At 39.7% G+C, this 19,989-nt stretch carries 16 protein-coding genes and 1 other RNA gene; 7 read left to right on the top strand and 10 right to left on the bottom strand.

The window, feature by feature from the left end:
- Nucleotides 1-234: 234 nt before the first annotated feature.
- The gene (locus I6F66_RS13355) at nt 235-1,302 is read right to left on the bottom strand and encodes a PIN domain-containing protein (protein WP_197176593.1); all 1,068 of its coding nucleotides are present in this window, start codon (nt 1,300-1,302) and stop codon (nt 235-237) included.
- Nucleotides 1,303-1,686: 384 nt separating this feature from the next.
- Between I6F66_RS13355 and I6F66_RS13350 the strand changes: the two genes are divergently transcribed.
- The 5 genes from I6F66_RS13350 (at nt 1,687) to I6F66_RS13330 (ending at nt 6,625) form a co-directional block, all read left to right on the top strand.
- Nucleotides 1,687-3,111 carry a sugar porter family MFS transporter gene (locus I6F66_RS13350; RefSeq protein ID WP_166379107.1) on the top strand — a complete coding sequence of 475 codons (1,425 nt, stop codon included), beginning with the start codon at nt 1,687-1,689 and terminating at the stop codon, nt 3,109-3,111.
- A gap of 241 nt (nt 3,112-3,352) precedes the next feature.
- Nucleotides 3,353-4,612, top strand: coding sequence for an OmpP1/FadL family transporter (locus I6F66_RS13345; protein WP_197142396.1), 1,260 nt, complete (start codon nt 3,353-3,355; stop codon nt 4,610-4,612).
- Between the two features lie 3 nt (nt 4,613-4,615).
- Entirely contained in the window at nt 4,616-5,029 is a 414-nt protein-coding gene (locus I6F66_RS13340; RefSeq protein WP_165740903.1) for a YeeE/YedE family protein, read from the top strand.
- Nucleotides 5,030-5,032: 3 nt separating this feature from the next.
- A complete protein-coding gene (locus I6F66_RS13335) occupies nt 5,033-5,434 on the top strand; it encodes a DUF6691 family protein (protein WP_165740904.1) in 402 nt (133 codons plus the stop codon).
- A gap of 96 nt (nt 5,435-5,530) precedes the next feature.
- Nucleotides 5,531-6,625, top strand: coding sequence for a mechanosensitive ion channel family protein (locus I6F66_RS13330; RefSeq protein WP_197119497.1), 1,095 nt, complete (start codon nt 5,531-5,533; stop codon nt 6,623-6,625).
- Between the two features lie 33 nt (nt 6,626-6,658).
- Here I6F66_RS13330 and I6F66_RS13325 read toward each other — a convergent pair whose 3' ends face one another.
- From I6F66_RS13325 to I6F66_RS13305, 5 genes are all read right to left on the bottom strand, one after another.
- On the bottom strand, nt 6,659-8,794 hold the full coding sequence (locus tag I6F66_RS13325) for a TonB-dependent siderophore receptor (protein WP_165740906.1): 2,136 nt from the start codon (nt 8,792-8,794) through the stop codon (nt 6,659-6,661).
- A gap of 219 nt (nt 8,795-9,013) precedes the next feature.
- A complete protein-coding gene (locus I6F66_RS13320) occupies nt 9,014-9,325 on the bottom strand; it encodes an EthD family reductase (protein WP_007584064.1) in 312 nt (103 codons plus the stop codon).
- A gap of 593 nt (nt 9,326-9,918) precedes the next feature.
- Nucleotides 9,919-11,445 (bottom strand): acetyl-CoA hydrolase/transferase family protein, encoded by a 1,527-nt coding sequence (locus tag I6F66_RS13315; protein ID WP_165728563.1) that lies wholly within the window; start codon nt 11,443-11,445, stop codon nt 9,919-9,921.
- Between the two features lie 297 nt (nt 11,446-11,742).
- An RNA gene (ffs, locus tag I6F66_RS13310) (signal recognition particle sRNA small type) lies at nt 11,743-11,839 on the bottom strand.
- Nucleotides 11,840-11,978: 139 nt separating this feature from the next.
- A complete protein-coding gene (locus tag I6F66_RS13305; protein ID WP_101164364.1) occupies nt 11,979-12,854 on the bottom strand; it encodes a DUF3014 domain-containing protein in 876 nt (291 codons plus the stop codon).
- 239 nt (nt 12,855-13,093) lie between these two features.
- Here I6F66_RS13305 and I6F66_RS13300 point away from each other — a divergent pair, with 239 nt between their 5' ends.
- Nucleotides 13,094-14,239: a patatin-like phospholipase family protein gene (locus I6F66_RS13300; protein ID WP_165728544.1), complete on the top strand. Its 1,146-nt coding sequence runs from the start codon at nt 13,094-13,096 to the stop codon at nt 14,237-14,239.
- Nucleotides 14,240-14,254: 15 nt separating this feature from the next.
- On the opposite strand, the gene I6F66_RS13295 is transcribed toward I6F66_RS13300, so the two are convergent.
- Complete coding sequence (locus tag I6F66_RS13295; protein ID WP_197176585.1) at nt 14,255-16,228, bottom strand: monovalent cation:proton antiporter-2 (CPA2) family protein; 1,974 nt, start codon at nt 16,226-16,228, stop codon at nt 14,255-14,257.
- Between the two features lie 133 nt (nt 16,229-16,361).
- Here I6F66_RS13295 and I6F66_RS13290 point away from each other — a divergent pair, with 133 nt between their 5' ends.
- Nucleotides 16,362-17,258, top strand: a complete 897-nt coding sequence (locus tag I6F66_RS13290; protein ID WP_024590733.1) for a GGDEF domain-containing protein — start codon at nt 16,362-16,364, stop codon at nt 17,256-17,258.
- Nucleotides 17,259-17,287: 29 nt separating this feature from the next.
- Here the strand turns inward: I6F66_RS13290 and I6F66_RS13285 are convergent, their stop codons facing one another.
- The 3 genes from I6F66_RS13285 to accA form a co-directional block, all read right to left on the bottom strand.
- Complete coding sequence (locus I6F66_RS13285) at nt 17,288-17,641, bottom strand: hypothetical protein (protein WP_165728542.1); 354 nt, start codon at nt 17,639-17,641, stop codon at nt 17,288-17,290.
- Nucleotides 17,642-18,946 carry a tRNA lysidine(34) synthetase TilS gene (gene tilS / locus I6F66_RS13280; protein WP_165728541.1) on the bottom strand — a complete coding sequence of 435 codons (1,305 nt, stop codon included), beginning with the start codon at nt 18,944-18,946 and terminating at the stop codon, nt 17,642-17,644.
- Between the two features lie 82 nt (nt 18,947-19,028).
- Nucleotides 19,029-19,985, bottom strand: a complete 957-nt coding sequence (gene accA, locus I6F66_RS13275; protein ID WP_007581016.1) for an acetyl-CoA carboxylase carboxyl transferase subunit alpha — start codon at nt 19,983-19,985, stop codon at nt 19,029-19,031.
- Between the last annotated feature and the right edge of the window lie 4 nt (nt 19,986-19,989).

Below are 19,989 nucleotides of genomic sequence, written 5' to 3'. Positions count from 1 at the left end.
CGTTATTCATTTTGGGAAGAAGCGTATTATCGGCAGCAAGAAGCCAAAGGAAAATCCCATAACACCATTGGATAAGAATACTATTTAGGTGCTGGAAAACACATACGCCCTACGATGAATCAACTTACTTAACCGCATTGTAAAAGTAAGGGATCACCGCTTTTAAAATTTGCGGTGGAAAGTGAGCTTTAGTGCTTGCTGTCCACCTCAGGGCGTGTTGTTAAATTTCAATAACTACCAATCAGATCCATTTTCTTCAATATCGACTTCAATTCCAGAACTAGCCGCGGGGATATACAGTGAGTTCTGCTCAATATTATTCAATTCACCAGATACAAACTCATAATAAAGTTCTAACTCTACAGTAAATAATAACTCAACATTCTCCGTTCTTGTTGAATGTCCAAAGGTATATACATGCCCCTCTTCTCTGTCATACGTGCCATTATTAAAGTCAGGTCCTGTTACTGTAACCTCGATCTTCAAAGGTATTTCAAAAGTTAATGAACACTCTTCATCGTTAATTGATATTACAGAAGGATCTATTTCGCCAACTTCAAGTACACTGATACCATCTACTTCGGCATCTTCCCATGATGAGGAGTTATAAAAATCGCAGTCATCCATATATTCTGATATTTGCGTTTTCAATGCTTCAGACTGTTCAGCAATATACTCTTTAATCTTCACTGTTCTTACACTTGTATGCTCATTATATAAATCTAATAATTTTTCTAAGTTATCAATAGCAATGAGCCTATTATTACCTTCACAATAGGACTTCAAATCAACATCATCTGAAATAACATATAATTTATCATCTGGTTCGAGACAAGACTCAAGCGATAGTAATGATATTGCATCAGGAAACTCTGCCTTTTTCTTTCCTTCCCCAAACGGTGGCTTCATCTCAAAATAAAGCTCTAATAATTTCTCACTATCTATAGAGTCTGCTTCAACATATTCATAATTACAGGCTTGGTTATATGCATGAAACACATTACTAGCTTTTTCATACACTTCATCTTCAGCAACATCTGCAAATAGAGAGGAAAGTTGTTGATCTTCAATTGTTGAAAGTATGTTTGCTTTTCTCTTGAACTGCTTCAAGGAATTAAGAGAGTCCTTTATTGATAGTTTAATACGGTTATCTACTTCTCTCTCAACTACGCTCGTCAAATAATATTGAATTTCATTAGATTTACATAGCTTTTGTAATGACTTAAAAGATTGAGAGTGGAAATTAAAGTTTGATTTAACAAAATACTGAGTATCAATAAATATTTTTCGAGTTTCGAGCATACTGTGCCTTTTGAAATTTAATAAATTAGTCTACGACATTTGTCGCTTTATAAACCGACAAATGTACCTATATTCAATGTATTTACCTTAACCACCAAATAACCACATGTAAACAATTACTTAACTTCAGAACAGGTTATGTAATTGCAAAAAACACCAAGATGAGTGAGATCAGTAATGTTGGTAAACAGGCTCTGACCATAAAGTGCATATTATTTATTGAATATTCAGTCTGTGTTATTTAAAAGGCGGTTACTTAAATTAAAACCTTTAGAAAGGCTCAATTTATACCCGCTAAATCGTTATACCTGCACAAATGTATTCAGCCATAGCGCTTTACGATATTATGCTCCTTTATATTTAATTTAACTTTCAGGGCATATAATGACAACGCACACATCGCCTACTCACTCAGCCAACACAGCTGAAAACACCTCCCTTTTTTACGTAATTTTTATATCGGCCGTGGCTGCTATTGGTGGCTTTTTATTTGGTTTTGACTCGGGCGTTATTAACGGCACGGTGTCGGCACTCGGTAATGCATTTAATTCAAGCAGTGTGGCTACGGGCTTTAACGTAGCGTCTGTGTTACTTGGTTGTGCCTTAGGTGCGCTTGCTGCGGGGCCGCTGGCTGATAAGTTTGGCCGCCGTGCAATTATGATCATCACTGCGATTATTTTTGCCATTAGTGCGTTTGGGTCAGGCATTAGCGAAAGCTCTGCGGAGTTTATTTTTTATCGTTTATTTGGTGGTTTAGGGATTGGTGCAGCATCGGTATTAGCGCCAGCTTACATTGCTGAAGTTGCGCCACCCGCACTACGTGGTCGATTAGCTACATTGCAACAACTCGCTATTGTACTGGGTTTGTTTGCTGCTTTTTTAAGTAACTATTTAATTGCTGATGCAGCAGGCAGCGCGCAAAATATTTTAATGCTTGATATAGCCGCTTGGCGCTGGATGTTTTGGGCTGAGCTTGTACCTGCTGTACTGTTTTTAGTCGGTGTGTTGTTTATTCCGGAGTCGCCTCGTTATTTAGTGGCGCAAGGTAAAGTAAACGCTGCAAAAGCGGTATTTAGCAAAATTTCAAACGACAATGCAGATAAGCAAATAAGCGATGTTAAACGCTCCTTGCATAGCGATACAAAACCAAGTATTCGCGATTTATTTATTGATGGCAGTAAAAAAGTACACCCAATTGTTTGGGTAGGTGTGGCGCTGAGTGTATTTCAGCAATTTGTAGGTATTAACGTGGTGTTTTATTACGGCTCTGAGCTTTGGCAAGCCGCTGGGTTTGATGAGTCACAATCGTTATTTATAAATGTATTAGCGGGCACTACTAATATTGTATCGACCTTTATTGCCATTGCGTTAGTTGACAAAGTTGGCCGTAAACCACTGCTGCTTGTAGGCAGTATTGGTATGTTTATTAGCTTAAGCGCGCTTACTTATATATTTGGCAGCGCAGGCCTTGATGAAGCAGGCAAACTTGCGCTTAGCGATAACATGGGTACGTTTGCACTTATTATGGCAAATTTATTTGTGGTATTTTTTGGTTTAAGTTGGGGCCCTATTGTATGGGTATTATTAGGCGAAATGTTTAATAACCGTATTCGTGGTGCAGCGCTTGCTGTTGCTGCCAGTGCGCAGTGGATTGCTAACTTTGCAATCACCATGACCTTCCCTATTATGCTTGCCAATATAGGCCTTGCCGGTGCATACGGCTTTTATGCGTTATCAGCACTTATAAGCATCTTTTTTGTTGTTAAATACATTAAAGAAACGCGCGGTAAAACGCTCGAATCTATGTGATTTTTTAAAAGCGGTGATATTAGTCGCCGCTTTGCCTTTTTATAAAGCAGCGTTATCTAGGGTCTTATATGGACTCCCTGTATAAATAACCTAAAAGTTAAATAGCAATCTTTGCTCATTTATTTTAACTTTATAGCCATTGCTCTATTACCTTTTATTATAACTAATCTATTTAAATTCCTTTTTAGAATATCAATAATTAGCTATTGTCCGCCCATTCCAACTTTATGTGTCTACTAAAATGAAAAAACAGTTAATATCAGGCTTAGCTTTAACGTGTGCGTTAGGTTCGTTCAGTGCATTTGCTACTAATGGGTATTTTACACACGGCTACGGCATGACCCACAAAGGCATGGCTGGCGCAGGTGTAGCGCTGTCAGAAGAGTTAATGTCTGGCGCTAATAATCCTGCTACTTTTTTGCCAAACGGAACACAGCTATCTCTGGGCTTAGAGCTTTTTTCACCTGAGCGAAAATACACTGCATCGAAAGTAGATACTTTTTACCCTGACGCTTTTTATCTTGAAGCAAAAACACAAAAAAGCGATAACTCCGTATTCGCAATTCCAGAATTTGCTATTGGCCACCAATTAAATGAAAAAGTAAATATTGGCTTATTAGTGTATGGCAATGGCGGTATGAATTCTGAGTACGGCGCAGAGTCCGCTCCTGAAGGAACCTTTTATGGTGGTACGGCAGGCGTTGATTTAAAGCAGCTCTTTATTAGCCCAACAGTAAGCTATAAGTTGAATGAACAAACACGCCTTGGTGTATCCCCTATTTACGTGGTGCAGCAGTTTGAAGCACAAGGGCTTGAAAACTTTGCTCCTTTTTCGCAATCACCAGAAGCGCTTACAAATAATGGCACCGATACAAGCACAGGCCTAGGCATTCAACTAGGTATTAGCCAAGATATAAATTCGTCATTAAGCTGGGGGGCAAGTTACCGCTCATCAGTGTCTATGCAAGAGTTTGATAGCTATAAAGGTTTGTTTGCAGAGCAAGGCGGATTTGATCTGCCAAGTTCGTTTCAAATTGGTGCAGCTTATAAACTTACACCTAGTAATCAGGTGGTATTTGATTGGCAAAAAATAAATTACAGCGAAGTAAAAAGTATTTCAAACCCAGTCGATAACTTGATGTCAGCGCCTTTAGGAGCTAACGCCGGCGCTGGATTTGGCTGGAACGATATGACTATTTATAAGCTTGGCTATCAGTGGCAGCGTACATCGCAACAAAAAATTCGTTTTGGGGTGTCTTACACCGAGCAACCTATTCCTTCGTCGCAAGTTATATTAAATATTTTAGCGCCGGGCGTTCAAGAGTGGCATTTTACAACGGGCTTTAGCCATTCTTTTACCAACAAGGTACAATTAAACGCTATGGCTTTTTATTCGCCAGCTAAAAAAGTAACGGGCGCTAACTACTTAGCGCCAAATCAACAACTATCAATCGAAATGAAACAAACCGGTTTAGGTGTTTCTATTGTTTGGGAAATTTAAAAAATGGTAACAGAATTCACCCCCGTATCGGCTGCAATAGGCGGTGCATTAATTGGTATAGCGTGTACGTTATTACTGGTTTTATACGGAAAAATTGCAGGCATATCGGGCATTGTTAAGTCTGTATTTGCTAAAGCAAATTCGGGCTCGCGTTGGCAGTTATACTTTATTTTAGGATTGTTGTTGGCAGGTGTAGCTGTAAGAGTATTTGCTCCTTCTTTATTAGAAGGCGAATTACAGTTGCCGCCTTGGCTTATTATTGTTGCGGGGCTTTTAGTTGGCGCTGGTACAACTTTAGCTAATGGGTGCACAAGTGGCCATGGTGTGTGCGGCATGTCGCGCTTTTCTACTCGCTCTTGGGTTGCAACATGCACATTTATGCTTGTCGCCTTCATTACAGCAAACCTTGTAGGATAAATAATGAAAGCAATTATGATGGTTGTTATAGGCTTTATATTTGGCTTAGGACTTATTATTAGCGGGATGACAAACCCCGCTAAAGTGATTAACTTTCTTACCTACGGGAACCAATGGGACGCAAGCTTAATTATAGTGATGGCTGTTGCCATGCTAATAATGATGCTTACATGGTTATGGGTTGCAAAAAAAGAGAAGCCACTTATTTCAGGCACATTTAATTTAAGTGATTTAAAAAAAGTTGATTCGCGCTTAATTATTGGCTCAGTACTTTTTGGTTTAGGATGGGGTTTAAGTGGCATATGCCCAGGCCCGGGCTTGGTTCAATTGGTATCTCTTAAAATGGAGTTTTTATTGTTTTTTGCAGCCGTGCTAGGCGGTATGTGGTTAGCCAAAAAAGTATAATATTTGCTGCCGACTAAACTCGGCAGCTACTTTACCCAAACAAAGGTACATAACTTGCTGCAATATATATAAAACTATATTGAACAGGTTTAAGTTATGCTAAATAAAGCGCTGGAATTTTCTAACAGCACACCTTGGTTAAGCGCAGCGTCCTCCCTTTTACTTATAGCTATACTACTGTTTTTAATTCGTTTTTTTGTAATGTACTGGCTAAAAAAATGGACTTCAAAAACCAAATTTATATTCGATACTTTACTAATAGAGTCAATATCTAAGCCGCTAACACTGTGCACAATTATTGTGCTACTCACCATTTTAGAGCACGACACCTTCATTATTAGTACTTCTATTTCTCAACAGATCCCTTTTAATAGCATTAATATTGTATTAGCGCTGCTTGCACTTATTATGTTTTTAGACCGCTTTATTATTGGCACTATTAATTACTATGGCGAACAATCTGCCGTGGTTTTTAATTCCAAAAGCATAATTAAAGGCGTGATACGCGTTACATTATCGTCAGTAGGATTACTGGTGTTAATGGGCACGTTAGGTATTTCTATTACGCCTATTATTGCCTCGTTAGGAATTACATCACTGGCTGTTGCCCTTGCTTTGCAACCTACCCTCGAAAACTTTTTTTCTGGCGTGCAGCTAGTAATAGATAAACCTATAAGGGTGGGTGATTTTATTGAGCTTGAATCTAAGGAGCAAGGCTTTGTTGATCATATAGGCTGGCGATCTACATGGGTTAAAATGCTACCCAACAATATGATTATTATACCTAATAGCCAATTATCTAAGTCGCGTATTATTAATTACTTTTACCCTGAAAAAGAGCTAAGCGTGCCTGTTGATATAAGCGTGCATTACGATTCAGATTTAGAATTTGTTGAGCAAGTAACACTTGAAGTGGCTCGTGAAATACTTATTTCACACGAATGGGGTGTTGATGATTACAATACCTTTGTGGTTTTTCATACCTTTGACAGATCAAGTATTAACTTTACGGTTATGCTGCGCGCAAAAGAATACTTTAATCGCTTTTGGGTTAAATCTGCTTTTATAAAAGCCCTGCATAAACGCTATAAAAAAGAAGGTATTGTAATCCCCTTCCCTATTACGGCTATTAACACGACTCAAGAAGCAGCTAAATTTAATAGTGATAAAAAGGTGCAAGGCAACACTTAAAAAAAGCGCGAGTAACTCTCGCGCTAATAAGTATTAAAACTTGTAAGTTATTTGCCCAATAATTTCACGAGGGCTGCCAGGAAAGTGGCCGTTCCGCTCACTAAACCCACTTACAGCATATTCTTTATCAAACAGATTATTAATATTTACACTCAATAACACGTTATCAAAGCGACTCGTCCAGCTCATATCAAATACGGTAAATGGTTTTACTTTTTGACCACTTGTACTAAGTTGCTCACTTACGTAATTTGCACCAAAGGCAATTGATGAATCAATCGAATCCAGTGCGTAGCGAGTCCATAAACCTGCCTGGTGGCGTGGTGCATTAGCAAAGCGCGAACCATCTCCAAATGTATTTGAAAGCGTATCACCCGTTACGCCGTCTACCACTTGCGTATCGTTGTACGCGTAGTTAGCCGTTACGGTCCAGTGCTGCGACAAATCGCCAACTAAAGTTGTTTCAAATCCTCGGCTTTCTACTTCACCTATATTTAAAAGTGCAGCAATGCCATCCCCCGCGCCAGTATCGTCAGGGTTGCTCATTACCACGTTTTCTTTATTAATTTGGTAAATTGCAAAGGTGCTCATTATTTTGCCGTCAAGCCATTGGTTTTTCATACCCAGTTCGGTTTGCTTGCCGGTTTCTGGTTCTAAATTACCTTCGCCCTCTACATCTTCTTGGTCGGCTGACGATGTAGGGTTAAAGCTCTCTGAGTAGTTAATATATACCGATGTGTTTTCTACTGGCTGATAAGTAACAGCAACGCGCGGCGTTATGTCGTTATCTGAGTAACTAAAACCAGTTTCTTGATTAAACTCTTTAAAATGGTCATAGCGCAAACCTGCAATAATTGTCCACTGCTCGCCTACGCTAATTACGTCTTGTGCATACACACCAAATCGGTCGGTATCAACGCCATCGCGGTTCATGTCGGTAAGGTTATAAGTGCTTGGGTCGGTTTCACCGTAGTTTAAATTAAAAATATTTAAATTAGCGACGCCATCGGCCTCATATCGGGCACGTAAGTAGTCATATTCGGTATCAACGGTGTGGTAATCACCACCAAATAAAAACTGATGGGTTAATTGTCCTTGTCCAAAGTTATAAACAAAGTCGGTGGTTAAGCTTGCTTCTTTATTGGCACGAAATTGCTTACGGTATTCTCGTTTGATGGTTTCGTCATCAATGTTTGCTTCGCCATCACCATTTACATCTACCCAGCTTTGCGACTCATGGTAGGCTTGGTCTCGCTCGTTATCCATGTAGCGAAACGTAGTACTTAAAGAAAAATCATCATTAAAATAATGGCTAAGTTCTGCTTGAAGCACCAAAGCTTCCATATTTTGATAATCAACCGCTTCATTAGCGTTATAACTTGGGTCAACTAAAAAGTTGCCGTTGTCATCTACCGGTACGCCCCGTAAGCGGTTACCGCCCAGGTCTTGTTTTATGTAGTCAACACTTGTGGTTAAGGTTGTTGAATCACTTAAATCAAATAACAATCCGCCTGTTAGCTCGGTATTAGCTGAGTCTGCATTGTTACGATAGCTGTCTTGCTCTTCATAATAACCACCCAATCTATAAGCCATTGTATCGTTTAAACCACCCGTCATATCGAGTGATGCACCACGGGTGTTGTAATTACCCAAAGTAAGCTTTAATTCGCGTTTTTGTGTGTAGCTTGGCTTTTTAGTTACGTAATTAATCATCCCACCAGGTTCGCCACCGCCATACAAAGCAGAGGCAGGCCCTTTTAATACTTCAACACGTTCTACATTAAATAACTGCGGTACACCAAAGCCCGAATATGGGTCGCCACGCACACCATCGTAAAATACATTTGCGTCATCTCTAAAACCACGAAAAGTTACGCCTGAGTAGCTATATTCGCTCACTCCCGCAATAGATCGGTACAAATCGGTAATGTCACGCGCTGCTTGGTCAATAATAAGTTGCTCGGTTAATACCTGCGCAGATTGCGGAAGCTTAATAAGATCTAAATTAGTTTTAGTCCCAATTTTACTTTCGGTTTCTAGGTAAAATTGCTGGGCACGGCCAGTTACTTCAATAGTTTCAATGTCGTCGTTTTGTTGTGAAAAAGCTATATTAGAAAAAACAGATAAAGACGCAGCAATACTTAATGCCAAATAATTAGGGTTAAACATGATAATTCCTGGGAGAAGTGTAGATAGCCAACAACCTAAATGATAACTTTTATCATTTTCATAATCAACACAAGGGCGGGTTTAATACATCTAAATATTAGAACTAATATTACTTAAAACAGAGCGCTAGCCCTTTTATTGCAGTTAAAATAAAACCCCTACTGCACTAAATGCGGTAGGGGTTATTAAGTAGTTCTTAAATTAGTTTTAGCGTGTAATTTACCCAGCAATATTGCTAATTTGAATTACTGGAGACACGTTAGTAAAGTTAACTAAATCAGCGGCTATTGCCTCTTGATGAGGTGCAAAGGCTTGCTGAAAAGATTCTACCGATTCAAACACTAAATGCCCCATAGCAATATAAGTTGGCGCTTCGCCCGGTGCGCCACCTGCTAAACCTGCATCTGCACTACTTGATATAAGCGCTTTACCAACTAACTCTGCAACTAGGGGTAAATGTGTTTTACAGTAGTAGTCCATATCGAAAGTAGCACTTTCATTATTTGGGTATAATACGCTTACTTTAATCATTACATTCTCTCTTTTATTTACTAAAAAATTTAAAGCGTCTTTTGAAACAGTATGAATCATACATAAGTAAAAAGCGCATAAGTGAGCAGTCGCTCAATTATGTAGCATTCATGCTCATAGCGCCAGTAATTTGATTGCAGTGCTTATTTTAATTAAGGTGATACTTCGCTAATTTACTTAAGTGCGGGTCGTTTTTTTAAAAGGTTTGGGCGGCAAAGACTCTACAAAGTTAACGCACGTATTTACCCAATATGCTAAATCAGAATCAGACTCAAAACCTTCAGGCAAAATATAAACCAAGCCCTTAACTGGTTTTACTGTAAGGTCGCTCTTCTAATCCTCTGTCAAACGCCATTTTAGTATCTCTTTTTTTAATAAACACATTACACACTTAATAACGGTAATAGCACTTAAACCTAAGTGAATAAAATAATAAAAGGTGGTTGGGAAAGGTATACAAAGAGTAGGTATAAAATTATTTTGGACTTACAGTTTATATCAAACCGCACTAATCAAAGCTGATTGAGCTGACACTAGTGCGGTTCAAAAGTAAGTATAAAACTAACTAATTCAATTTTAATAAACCAAAATGCTTATGCAGACAGTTGCACTTGAGCATCTGCTGCAGATACTTTTTTCATGCTGCCTTGTTGTTCAAGACGAATATGCCAGCTAAACGCTTCTTCAAGTAAATGAGGGGTGTGCCCACCACGCTCACAAGCGCGATTGTAGTAATCTAACATATCGTCACGGTAATCTGGGTGCACGCAGTGCTTAATGACTTGTATTGCTCGCTCACGCGGCGCTAAACCGCGTAAATCAGCTAAGCCTTGCTCGGTTACTAAAATATCAACATCGTGTTCGTTATGATCAACATGACTGGCCATAGGCACTACGCTTGAAATAGCGCCATTTTTAGCAATCGATTTAGTCACAAATATTGCTAAATGAGCATTACGAGCAAAATCACCAGAGCCACCAATACCATTCATCATTCGTGTGCCACAAACATGTGTTGAATTTACGTTGCCATACATATCAAACTCAAGCGCGGTGTTTATTGCAATAATTCCCAAACGGCGCACTATTTCAGGATGGTTAGAAATTTCTTGAGGGCGTAACACTAGCTTGTCTTTGTATTGTTCTAAATTATTAAATACTTGCGCATTACAACGCTCCGATAAAACAATTGAGCTGCCCGATGCAAAACTAAGCTTACCTGCATCAATTAGGTCAAACGTCGAATCTTGTAGTACTTCAGAGTACATTGTTAGGTCTTTAAAGTCAGAATCGAGTAGTCCCATCATCACAGCATTTGCAATGTTACCAATGCCTGCTTGTAGCGGTCCTAAATTAGCTGGCAATTTATTTTGAGCCACTTCTTCTTTAAAAAAGTTAACTAAATGGCGCGCAATAGCGGCGGTGTCTTCATCAGGGTCGGTAACGGTAGAAAACGAGTCGCTTTGGTTAGTAAAAACAATACCAACAATTTTTGCAGGATCGATAGGAATTGCAGTGCTGCCAATTCTATCATCTACTTTAACTAACGGCATTGGTTGACGAGTAGGACGATACGAAGGAATATATATGTCATGCAAACCTTCAAGATTCGGGTTATGCAGCATATTAATTTCAACAATGACTTCTTTGGCAAAAATAGCAAAACTCGCTGAATTACCAACCGATGTAGTCGGCACAATATGCCCTTTTTCGGTAATGGCAACGGCTTCAATAACAGCCACATCAGGCATGGTTAATTGATGGTTACGTAAATGCTCAACTGTTTCAGATAAATGCTGATCAATAAACATTACTTCACCGTTATTAATCGCTTTACGTAAAGTGCTGTCTACTTGAAAAGGCATACGACGCGCTAAAATGCCCGCTTCTGTTAATAGCTTGTCGAGATCATTACCTAATGACGCACCCGTCATTAAATTTATTTTGATTGGATTTTTTTTGACTTGCTCAATTAATGCTCTGGGTACTGCTTTAGCTTCTCCGGCGCGAGTGAAACCGCTCATCCCTACAGTCATTCCATCTTTAATAAATTGGCTTGCTTGTTCTGCCGGCATCACCTTGTCGTGCAGGTTACTATTGCGAATACGTTCCAAGTGCATACTGAGCTCCTCTCTAAATTTGACATTATTCTAATCCTAACTTCGTACTACACAATCTAGACTTAAGTCGTATTTACGAACCGAGGATGAGCAACATGTTTAAAAGGGAGGCTAATTTACTTTTAATTAATACTATCATGTAGTTATTAGTAATATTTTTAACAAAAATGACATAACAATCTATAAAGTAATTTATAAAGTAATCTATAAATAAATAGTATTATTTAATTAGAGGAATTCTTTTTGAGGAATTAAGTTTATTAGTTCAAACACCCAAATGAGGAATTTGGGTGGCAGTCTTACCAGCCACATCTCGGCACACACGTCACAAACTGTGGCTGCTCCCTTCCGGGCCTGACCAGGTTCGCCTGCTAGTGTTGCGAGAGGACCAATAAGACTACCATTGAGGGCCTTGGTTGGCGCGGGAGGGATTATCTCTACTTTTGCTCTGTTATTCAAGGGATAATCTAAAAAGAAAGTGCGATTGCATACTTCATATACAATCGCGGCGTATTTAGCTATTTTAGTGCGTATTAATTGTTCTCTAACTGCGCTTTTATATTACGTAATGCTGCTTTTACTTTTTTCATGTTTTCTGGACCCATACGTAAAAGCTGCTTTTGTGCATCTGGTAATTGCTCCCACTCCGAAAACGCATACTGGTAAGTTACTGAATCACGAAGTAACGGCAAGTCACCTTCAGGCTCTGGCGTATCAAGTAATAAATCGATTGCATCGGTTAGCGTTTGATTAAATTCGTCATCGCCGTAACCAATTTCACTGTATGCATTATTAATAAGTGGCTTGTACTCTTCGTACATGCGAACGGCTTGCGCTGCACTCATACTGGTAAATATTTTCACATACGGTGTATAACGCTCGTAGCTGTTAGGGTTAATCGTTAAGATATCACCTTCATTCACGCTAAATTTTTCTTCTGGCTGTACAACAGGCATGTGTTTTTTAGCTATTTTTCCTTTTGCTAAGTTATCTACATATACCACACCACGACGAATAACATCGTCGGTCACCATTAAGCTCATTACTGAGTCGCTTAGGTACTCGTCCATTTTAGCAACAACAACTGCATCACTTTCGTTAAGCGTTGGTAGTGGCTCTACTTCTGGCACAGGCTCACTTGGACTTTGTGCTGGTACTTCAAGCTCTGCTGGCTTTTCTGGATTTACAGACGGCGCATCTACCACGGGGTCGTTCTCGGGTTTAAGCTCCATCATAGGTTGTTCTTTAACTGTGGGCTCTACCTCAGTGCGTGTTGCTTGCTCGTCACTGGGTGTTAGCAATACGAAGGCGGCCGCACATGCTACGACTATTAAAATAATAACGGCGAAAAGAATATTGTTATTAGGTGGACGTTTTTGAACATCTGATGCTTCTGGTTTATCTGACATACGAACTCCATAAAAATTAAAATGCGATATCACTTAGAGTACGCTAAGTGGATTAAATTCATTCTTACACAAATACTATTACATTTTATAATACGGCAATTATAGCAAAGTAAGTTAAGTACTAAATTGGGTGATTAAACAATGTAATAAGTATTAGGGCAGTTATCCTTTGATTCTTCTAGCTTAAAGACTTACAGTTAATAAATAAAGTAAAGACGTAGAACAGTTTAACCACCAATATGAAAATCAAGCAAGTTGATCCACAAAAACCTAAAATTGCCTTATTACTCACAGGTGGTGGCGCACGTGCTGCTTATCAAGTGGGTGTCCTTAAAGCGCTAGCTCATAGTATGCCTCGTACTGCTCCATTGCCATTTAGAGTAATAAATGGCACCTCTGCTGGGGCTATTAACTCAGCTGCGTTAGCATGTTACGCCTCCTGTGCGCATTTGGCTGTACGAAAGCTTGAATCAGTTTGGAAAAACTTTTCAACCTCTATGGTCTATAAAAGTGATTTTTTAAGCGTATTTGGTCATATTGCGCGTAATATTTTAACGAGCTTTCAGTCAGAACATATTAACCATCCACCAGCGAGTTTGCTAAATAATCGCCCTCTACGTGGTTTGCTCAATGAGATTTTAGACTTACACCGGATAGAGCGTAACTTACACCGAAATTATTTAGATGCGCTTTCAATTACGGCTTCTAGTTATACCACGGGCGACTCTGTTGCGTTTTTTCAATCAAATACACAAACACCATGGCAACGCGCTAAACGCGAAGGCCAAGCTACGCGTATTAACGTTGAGCATTTAATGGCATCAAGTGCGATTCCTATGGTGTTTCCAAGCGTAAATATTTATAACCATTACTTTGGTGATGGCTCAATACATCAACTTTCTCCGCTGAGTCCGTCGATTCATTTAGGGGCTGAAAAAATATTTATTATTGGGGTCGACCAGCCTAAAGAGCTTCACCCACCGGGTTACTCCCCTCATTATCCTGGCTTATCTGCTGTTGCAGGGCATTTACTCGACAGTGTATTTACCGACACAATGCAGTCGGATTTGGAGCGTTTGGAACGTGTAAATCGCACTTTAGGACTATTACCTGCACGCGATAAACACCAAGAGCTAAAACAAATAGATACCTTTGTTATTAACCCTTCGCAAAACTTTAATGCTATTGCTGCGCAGTATTACGACGATATGCCGTGGGCGATTAAAGTATTGCTGCGTACAATCGGTGTTAAAAAACATTCGCAATCGAGTTTAACCAGTTACCTATTGTTTGAAAAACGCTACACCCAGCATCTAATGCAAATTGGCTATGAAGATGGCATGGCGCAGTTACCTAAAATGCGTGAGTTTTTAGAGTTAGATTAAGCCCAAACAGGCACGTTATTCTATTCCGTCGAGCAGGTAGTGCTCTACCCGCTCTACTCGCCTTGGTTTACCTTGTAGTACTAAAACGTCGTTAGCTAACAAGGTTGTTTGCGCTGATGGCGTGTCTATTTCGGCTCCTTCTCTGCGCAGTGCTTTTACGAGTACTCGACGTTTTTCTAAATTTAGATCTTCAATTGTTTTATTAACCGCATAAGCTTTGCTTGGCAGCGCAACTACATGTAAGTATTCTAATCGTTCACTTGAGGCATCTTCGCTATCTTTAAAATACCCTGCGTAAAAGCTTTGCATTAACGGATAACGATTACGGCGCTCTTTACTTACTCTACGCACAATACGCGTCATCGGTACGCCCGACATAGACAACACATGCGACACGAGCATTAAGCTCGCCTCTAACGACTCTGGCACTACTTCGGTTACGCCTAGCCCTTTTAAATAATCTAACTGGCTATCGTCACGGGTACGAATGAGTATTTTAACGTTGGGCGCTATTTGTTTTATGGCATCAATAACAACTTGTGCGTGATCAAGCTCTGTAAAAGTAATAATAACCAAGCGAGCTCGCTCTACTCCTGCGCATTTTAAAATATCTTTTTGTTTAACATAGCCAAATATAACAGGCTCACCCGCCGCTTTGCCTTCTTGTACTAAAATTGGGTTACTTTCAATGGCAACGTAGTCTATTGCTTCGGGCTTTAAAAAACGCGCTATAGTTTGCCCAACTCGCGAAAAACCACAAATAACAACATGGTCGCTATAAAGTGTACTACTTTGTGGCTCACTCTCCAGCGCTAAACTAGGGAGATCGAGTATACCCAAACGCTTTAAAATAAATGGCGTTTTATCAATCAAAAATGGTGTAAATGCCATTGATAACACACCAAGGGCAATTAAAAATGAAACTTGCTCTGAGTTTAATAACTGATGCTGGCCAGCAAGTGCGATAAGTACAAAACCAAACTCCCCCATTTGCCACAGCATAATGCCACAGGCGAGCGAGTCTTGGTTTCGCTCATGCATTAGCCGCGCACTAAGTGCGACTACTGTAATTTTTAATACGAGTAACCCAAGCAATGCGCCAATAATTATTACTATATGCGCCAGTACAAATAAAATATCCAACTGCATACCCACAGTTACAAAAAACAGCCCCATTAAAATATCGCGAAATGGACGTATATCGGCCTCTAACTGATGCCTGTAATTGCTCTCACCTAACATCATTCCCGCTAAAAAAGCGCCCAATGCCATAGACAAGCCAAACATATACGTTAAAAAGCCCGCAAATAAGGCGACTAATATAGTGGTAAGCACAAACAACTCATCGGTTCGTACTTGCGCTATTTCTTTAAACACAATGGGCAATACCCATTTACCAATTGCCCAAAGAAGCACGCATACAAATGCGCCCTTACTTAGGGCAAACGCTAAAGCCCAGCCAATACTTTGAGAGTCGCTTGATGCAAATAAAGGAAGTATTATTAATAGAGGAACAACAGCAATATCTTGAAAAAGCAGTACACCAACGGCCAATTGCCCACGGCGCTGATTAAGCTCACCCGTTTCTTTTAATAGCTTAACCACTACAGCCGTAGAAGAAAGCGCCATAATTGTACCAATGGTAAAACTGGTGAGCAGGGAAAAGTCTAAACAATATAAAATAATAATGAAGAGTAAGCTGGTTATACCTACTTGTAACGAGCCCAGCCCAAATACTAGGCTTCGCATTGCCATTAGCCGCGAAATAGAAAATTCTAACCCCAAACTAAATAACAAAAACACAATCCCAAGCTCTGCTACAAACTCTATTTCATGAGATTGCGCTAGCCAACCAATACCATGACTACCGGCTAAAACCCCCGTTGCTAGGTACGCCAAAATAGGCGGCAAGCCAATGCGTTTAAAAAACCACACAAAAAGAACTGCTGCCACTAGCAAGCCAAAAATTTGAACGTTAATACTCTGCAAATTCGGCCTCACGCGTCAATTAAACCAAGGGACTTACTTTAAATATAGCAACCTTCTGTTTTTCAGCCAGTTTTAAAATATGGCACAAAAATCGCTTAGTAATTGCAAAGTAACACCCTCGGGGGAGAATTTAATGGAAAACGTCCATATTTTGACGCAGCGTGTGTCTGGTCGCGGTGATTTTTTGCCGTTTTCGGCTGAACATTCGCCAACAAATGAAATAACAGAAACACATAAACTCGTTACAGAGCTACAAACTAGCTTAGTGATTGAGGATGTTTTAGCTATATACGCAAAATTTACAAAACAATTGTTAAATTTCTCTGGTTTACAGTTTCAGTCAACACTGGGAACTACACAAACATCACAGAGTGATACAAATAGTACACCCTATATTTTTGATTTGGCGATTGGTAAAGAACACTTAGGGCAACTAATTTATTTTAGTAAATTCCCGCTTGGTCAAGCCATTGAGAAAAAGCTACATACTTTGCATACTGCGCTGGTTTATCCACTTCGTAATGCGATGATGTATAGCCGAGTATTAAAGCTTGCCACAAAGGATGCATTAACCGGCTTAAATAACCGTAGTCAGTTTAATGACTTTTTACTGCAAAAACTTGAAAACTGCCGTCGTTACCAGCGTCCATTTAGTTTAATGCTGCTTGATTTAGATAACTTTAAACAAGTTAACGACAACTTTGGCCATAAAATTGGTGACGATACACTTAAAGAGTTTTCAAAAGTACTGTGTAGCAGCATACGCGGCACTGATTCGGTATTTAGATTTGGTGGTGATGAGTTTGCTTTACTTATTGAAGACCCTGAGTTTACAACGAATAAAGTGATTGCTGAGCGGATAATGTGCTTAGTAAGAAAATCGCCCCTAATGTCTAAGTATAAAGTAACAACCAGTATTGGTTTTACTTTAGCTAACAGCCAAGACAGCGAAACTGAAATATTTGCTCGCGCCGATAAAGGTTTATACAAAGCAAAAGCATCTGGCAGAAACTGCGCAAAAGCATATTAGTCTTTACTTAACTGCATTAAATAAAAAGCCTAGCTTCCCCCGCTAGGCTTTGCACTTACCAAATTATAAATAAACAACGCGGCACAAAAACCAAAAAAGAATCCGCTAATTAAATTAAGTAATGCAGTAATAGTAGCAAGCGGTGTAAATAATACTAAAAGCAGTGGCAGGCTCACGCCTAAAATAAAAAACAATCCACCTTTACCTAACCAATAAGCTAATAAAAGCACTGCAGATACAATTCCACCCGCAACTGCATAACCTAGCGTAACTATATTTAGCTCAAGTAAAATATTAGCAATAATAGCTATAACGGCCGTTATTAGCATACCCACTGGCGCTTTAGTAACTAACGACAAACCAACATGCGGTTGTTTACTCATTTATTTACACTCCCAAAAAATACCATTTTCATCAATATGCTTAGCACTTATAAAATAACCAACCACTTGAACTAATTCATCATTATAAAAAATAAGCGGCACACTGGCGCGAAGCCAGGGCGCTATTTTTGCATCTTTAAACCAATGCTTAACTGTATTACTACCAGGCTTTTTAAGTGGTTTAATGCGTGCGCTATTGCAATCAAAACGCACTATTACTTGCTCATTAGCGTGTGGAGGTCTTACTCCACAACCGGTGCTTTTAATTAATAAGCGCCCGTCTGCCAGTTTTAGCTGTGAATGATTCAGCTCAATATCTGTTAACACTTCACTTGGTGTTACAAAATACAAATAACCTTGATGACGACGTATTTGCCCATCGAGCAAATCAATACGCATTTGTGCATCGTTTTTTGCGCACATTGCTTGATTAATAATTTGCTCGAGCTGCTTTTGCGATGGCATCACTTGTGTAAATAGTGCAAGCCACGCACGTACTATATTTGCAATGCGCGCTGCGCTGTATTCGCTTATCTGGCCAATGCAAAGTGCTTGATGCTCGTTAATACACTTATTTAAATCAAGCTGAGTATATTCATCAAGTAATGTTTGTTGCTGCTGTAGTAGCTCAATACTTCGTGCAGTGCATTGTTCAAACCCATTAAAGCGCTCAGCTAACACAGGTACTATTTTCGATCGTAAAAAATTACGGTCAAAGCTTTCATCTGTATTAGAGTCATCGGTTATGTGGTTAATATTAAACTGCGCTGCAAACGCTTCTATATCGCTGCGCGTTACACTTAACAATGGCCTAAAACATATACGCCCACTTTGCAGCAAGCGCTCTTTATACATAGAACCAAGCCCTTTTAAACCTGAGCCACGCTTTAAGCGCAGTAAAAACGTTTCTACTTGATCGTTTAAGTGTTGGCCCAGTAAAATAATACTGTCTTGTGGGCTTAGCTCATCAAGTGCTTTATAACGGGCGTCGCGTGCTTGGGCTTCAAGACTCGTGCGCGACTGCTGCTCAATTACAACTTTCGCAGCTTCAAAAGGCACATTAAGCTCAATGCATACGTTTTTGCAAAAGTGTTGCCAGTCATCAGCATACTGGCTCAAGCCATGGTGGACATAAATAGCCGATACATTAATTGCAGGGTTATCTTCTTTTAAAGTGCGCATTAAATGCAACAACACCACAGAATCAACGCCACCAGAAAGCGCCACTGTAAAAGCGGTGTTACCTTGCTCAATATAGCTATTTAATGATTTTTTTAATTGCTGATAAATTGCTGATGTATGCATATGGGCGCACTTTTATATAAAAACTCTGAACATTTTAAAGCAAAAAAGCCGCATAAGCGGCTTTTTTTAACATTTAATGTGTTTAGCAATAACCAAACGACATTAAACGTTTGTAACGTTGATCAAGCATTTCTTCAAGCGTAAGCGCTTGTAGGTCTGCTAAGTCACGTTTAAGGCGAACTTTTAAGTTACGTGCCATCGCATCGTAATTGCGGTGCGCGCCACCTAGAGGTTCATCAATTAAGTTACTGATTAAGTCTAGCTCTTTAACACGCTCTGCGGTTACACCCATTGCTTCTGCTGCAAGTGGTGCTTTGTCGGCGCTTTTCCAAAGAATAGACGCACAACCTTCAGGCGAAATTACAGAGTAAGTACTGTATTGCAACATGTTAACTCTGTCGCCCACACCAATCGCTAATGCACCACCTGAACCGCCTTCGCCAATAACCGTACATATTGTCGGCACTTTAAGTGTCGCCATTACTTTTAAGTTACGCGCGATTGCTTCAGATTGACCACGTTCTTCAGCGCCAACACCTGGGTATGCACCCGGCGTGTCGATAAAAGTCATGATTGGCATTTTAAAACGCTCAGCCATTTCCATTAAGCGTAATGCTTTACGGTAACCTTCTGGCTTTGGCATACCAAAGTTGCGTTTAATTTTTTCAGCAGTGTCACGGCCTTTTTGTTGGCCAATAACCATTACTGGTTCGCCATCTAAACGCGCAACGCCTCCTAAAATAGCCGGATCGTTAGCAAAAGTACGATCGCCAGCAAACTCGTCAAATTCCGTGAAAATGCGCTCGATATAATCTCGAGTGTAAGGACGCAACGGATGACGTGCTAACTGTGATACTTGCCAGGCGCCTAAATTAGAAAAAATCTCCTGTTTTTGCTTGGCGCTTTTTTCTTTTAATTTGCTGACTTCCTCTTCTAACTCAAGGTCTAATTCGCCAGCGCGGCTTATATTTTGTAATTCTTCAATTTTTGCTTCTAATTCTGCAATTGGAAGCTCAAAATCAAGATAATTGAGGCTCATGCTC

Origin of the sequence: Pseudoalteromonas sp. NZS100_1 (genome assembly GCF_015864285.1) — a bacterium.
GTDB lineage: Bacteria > Pseudomonadota > Gammaproteobacteria > Enterobacterales > Alteromonadaceae > Pseudoalteromonas > Pseudoalteromonas arctica.
The sequence above is the reverse complement of the archived record's forward strand: the minus strand, read 5'-3'. Positions and strand labels throughout refer to the sequence as shown.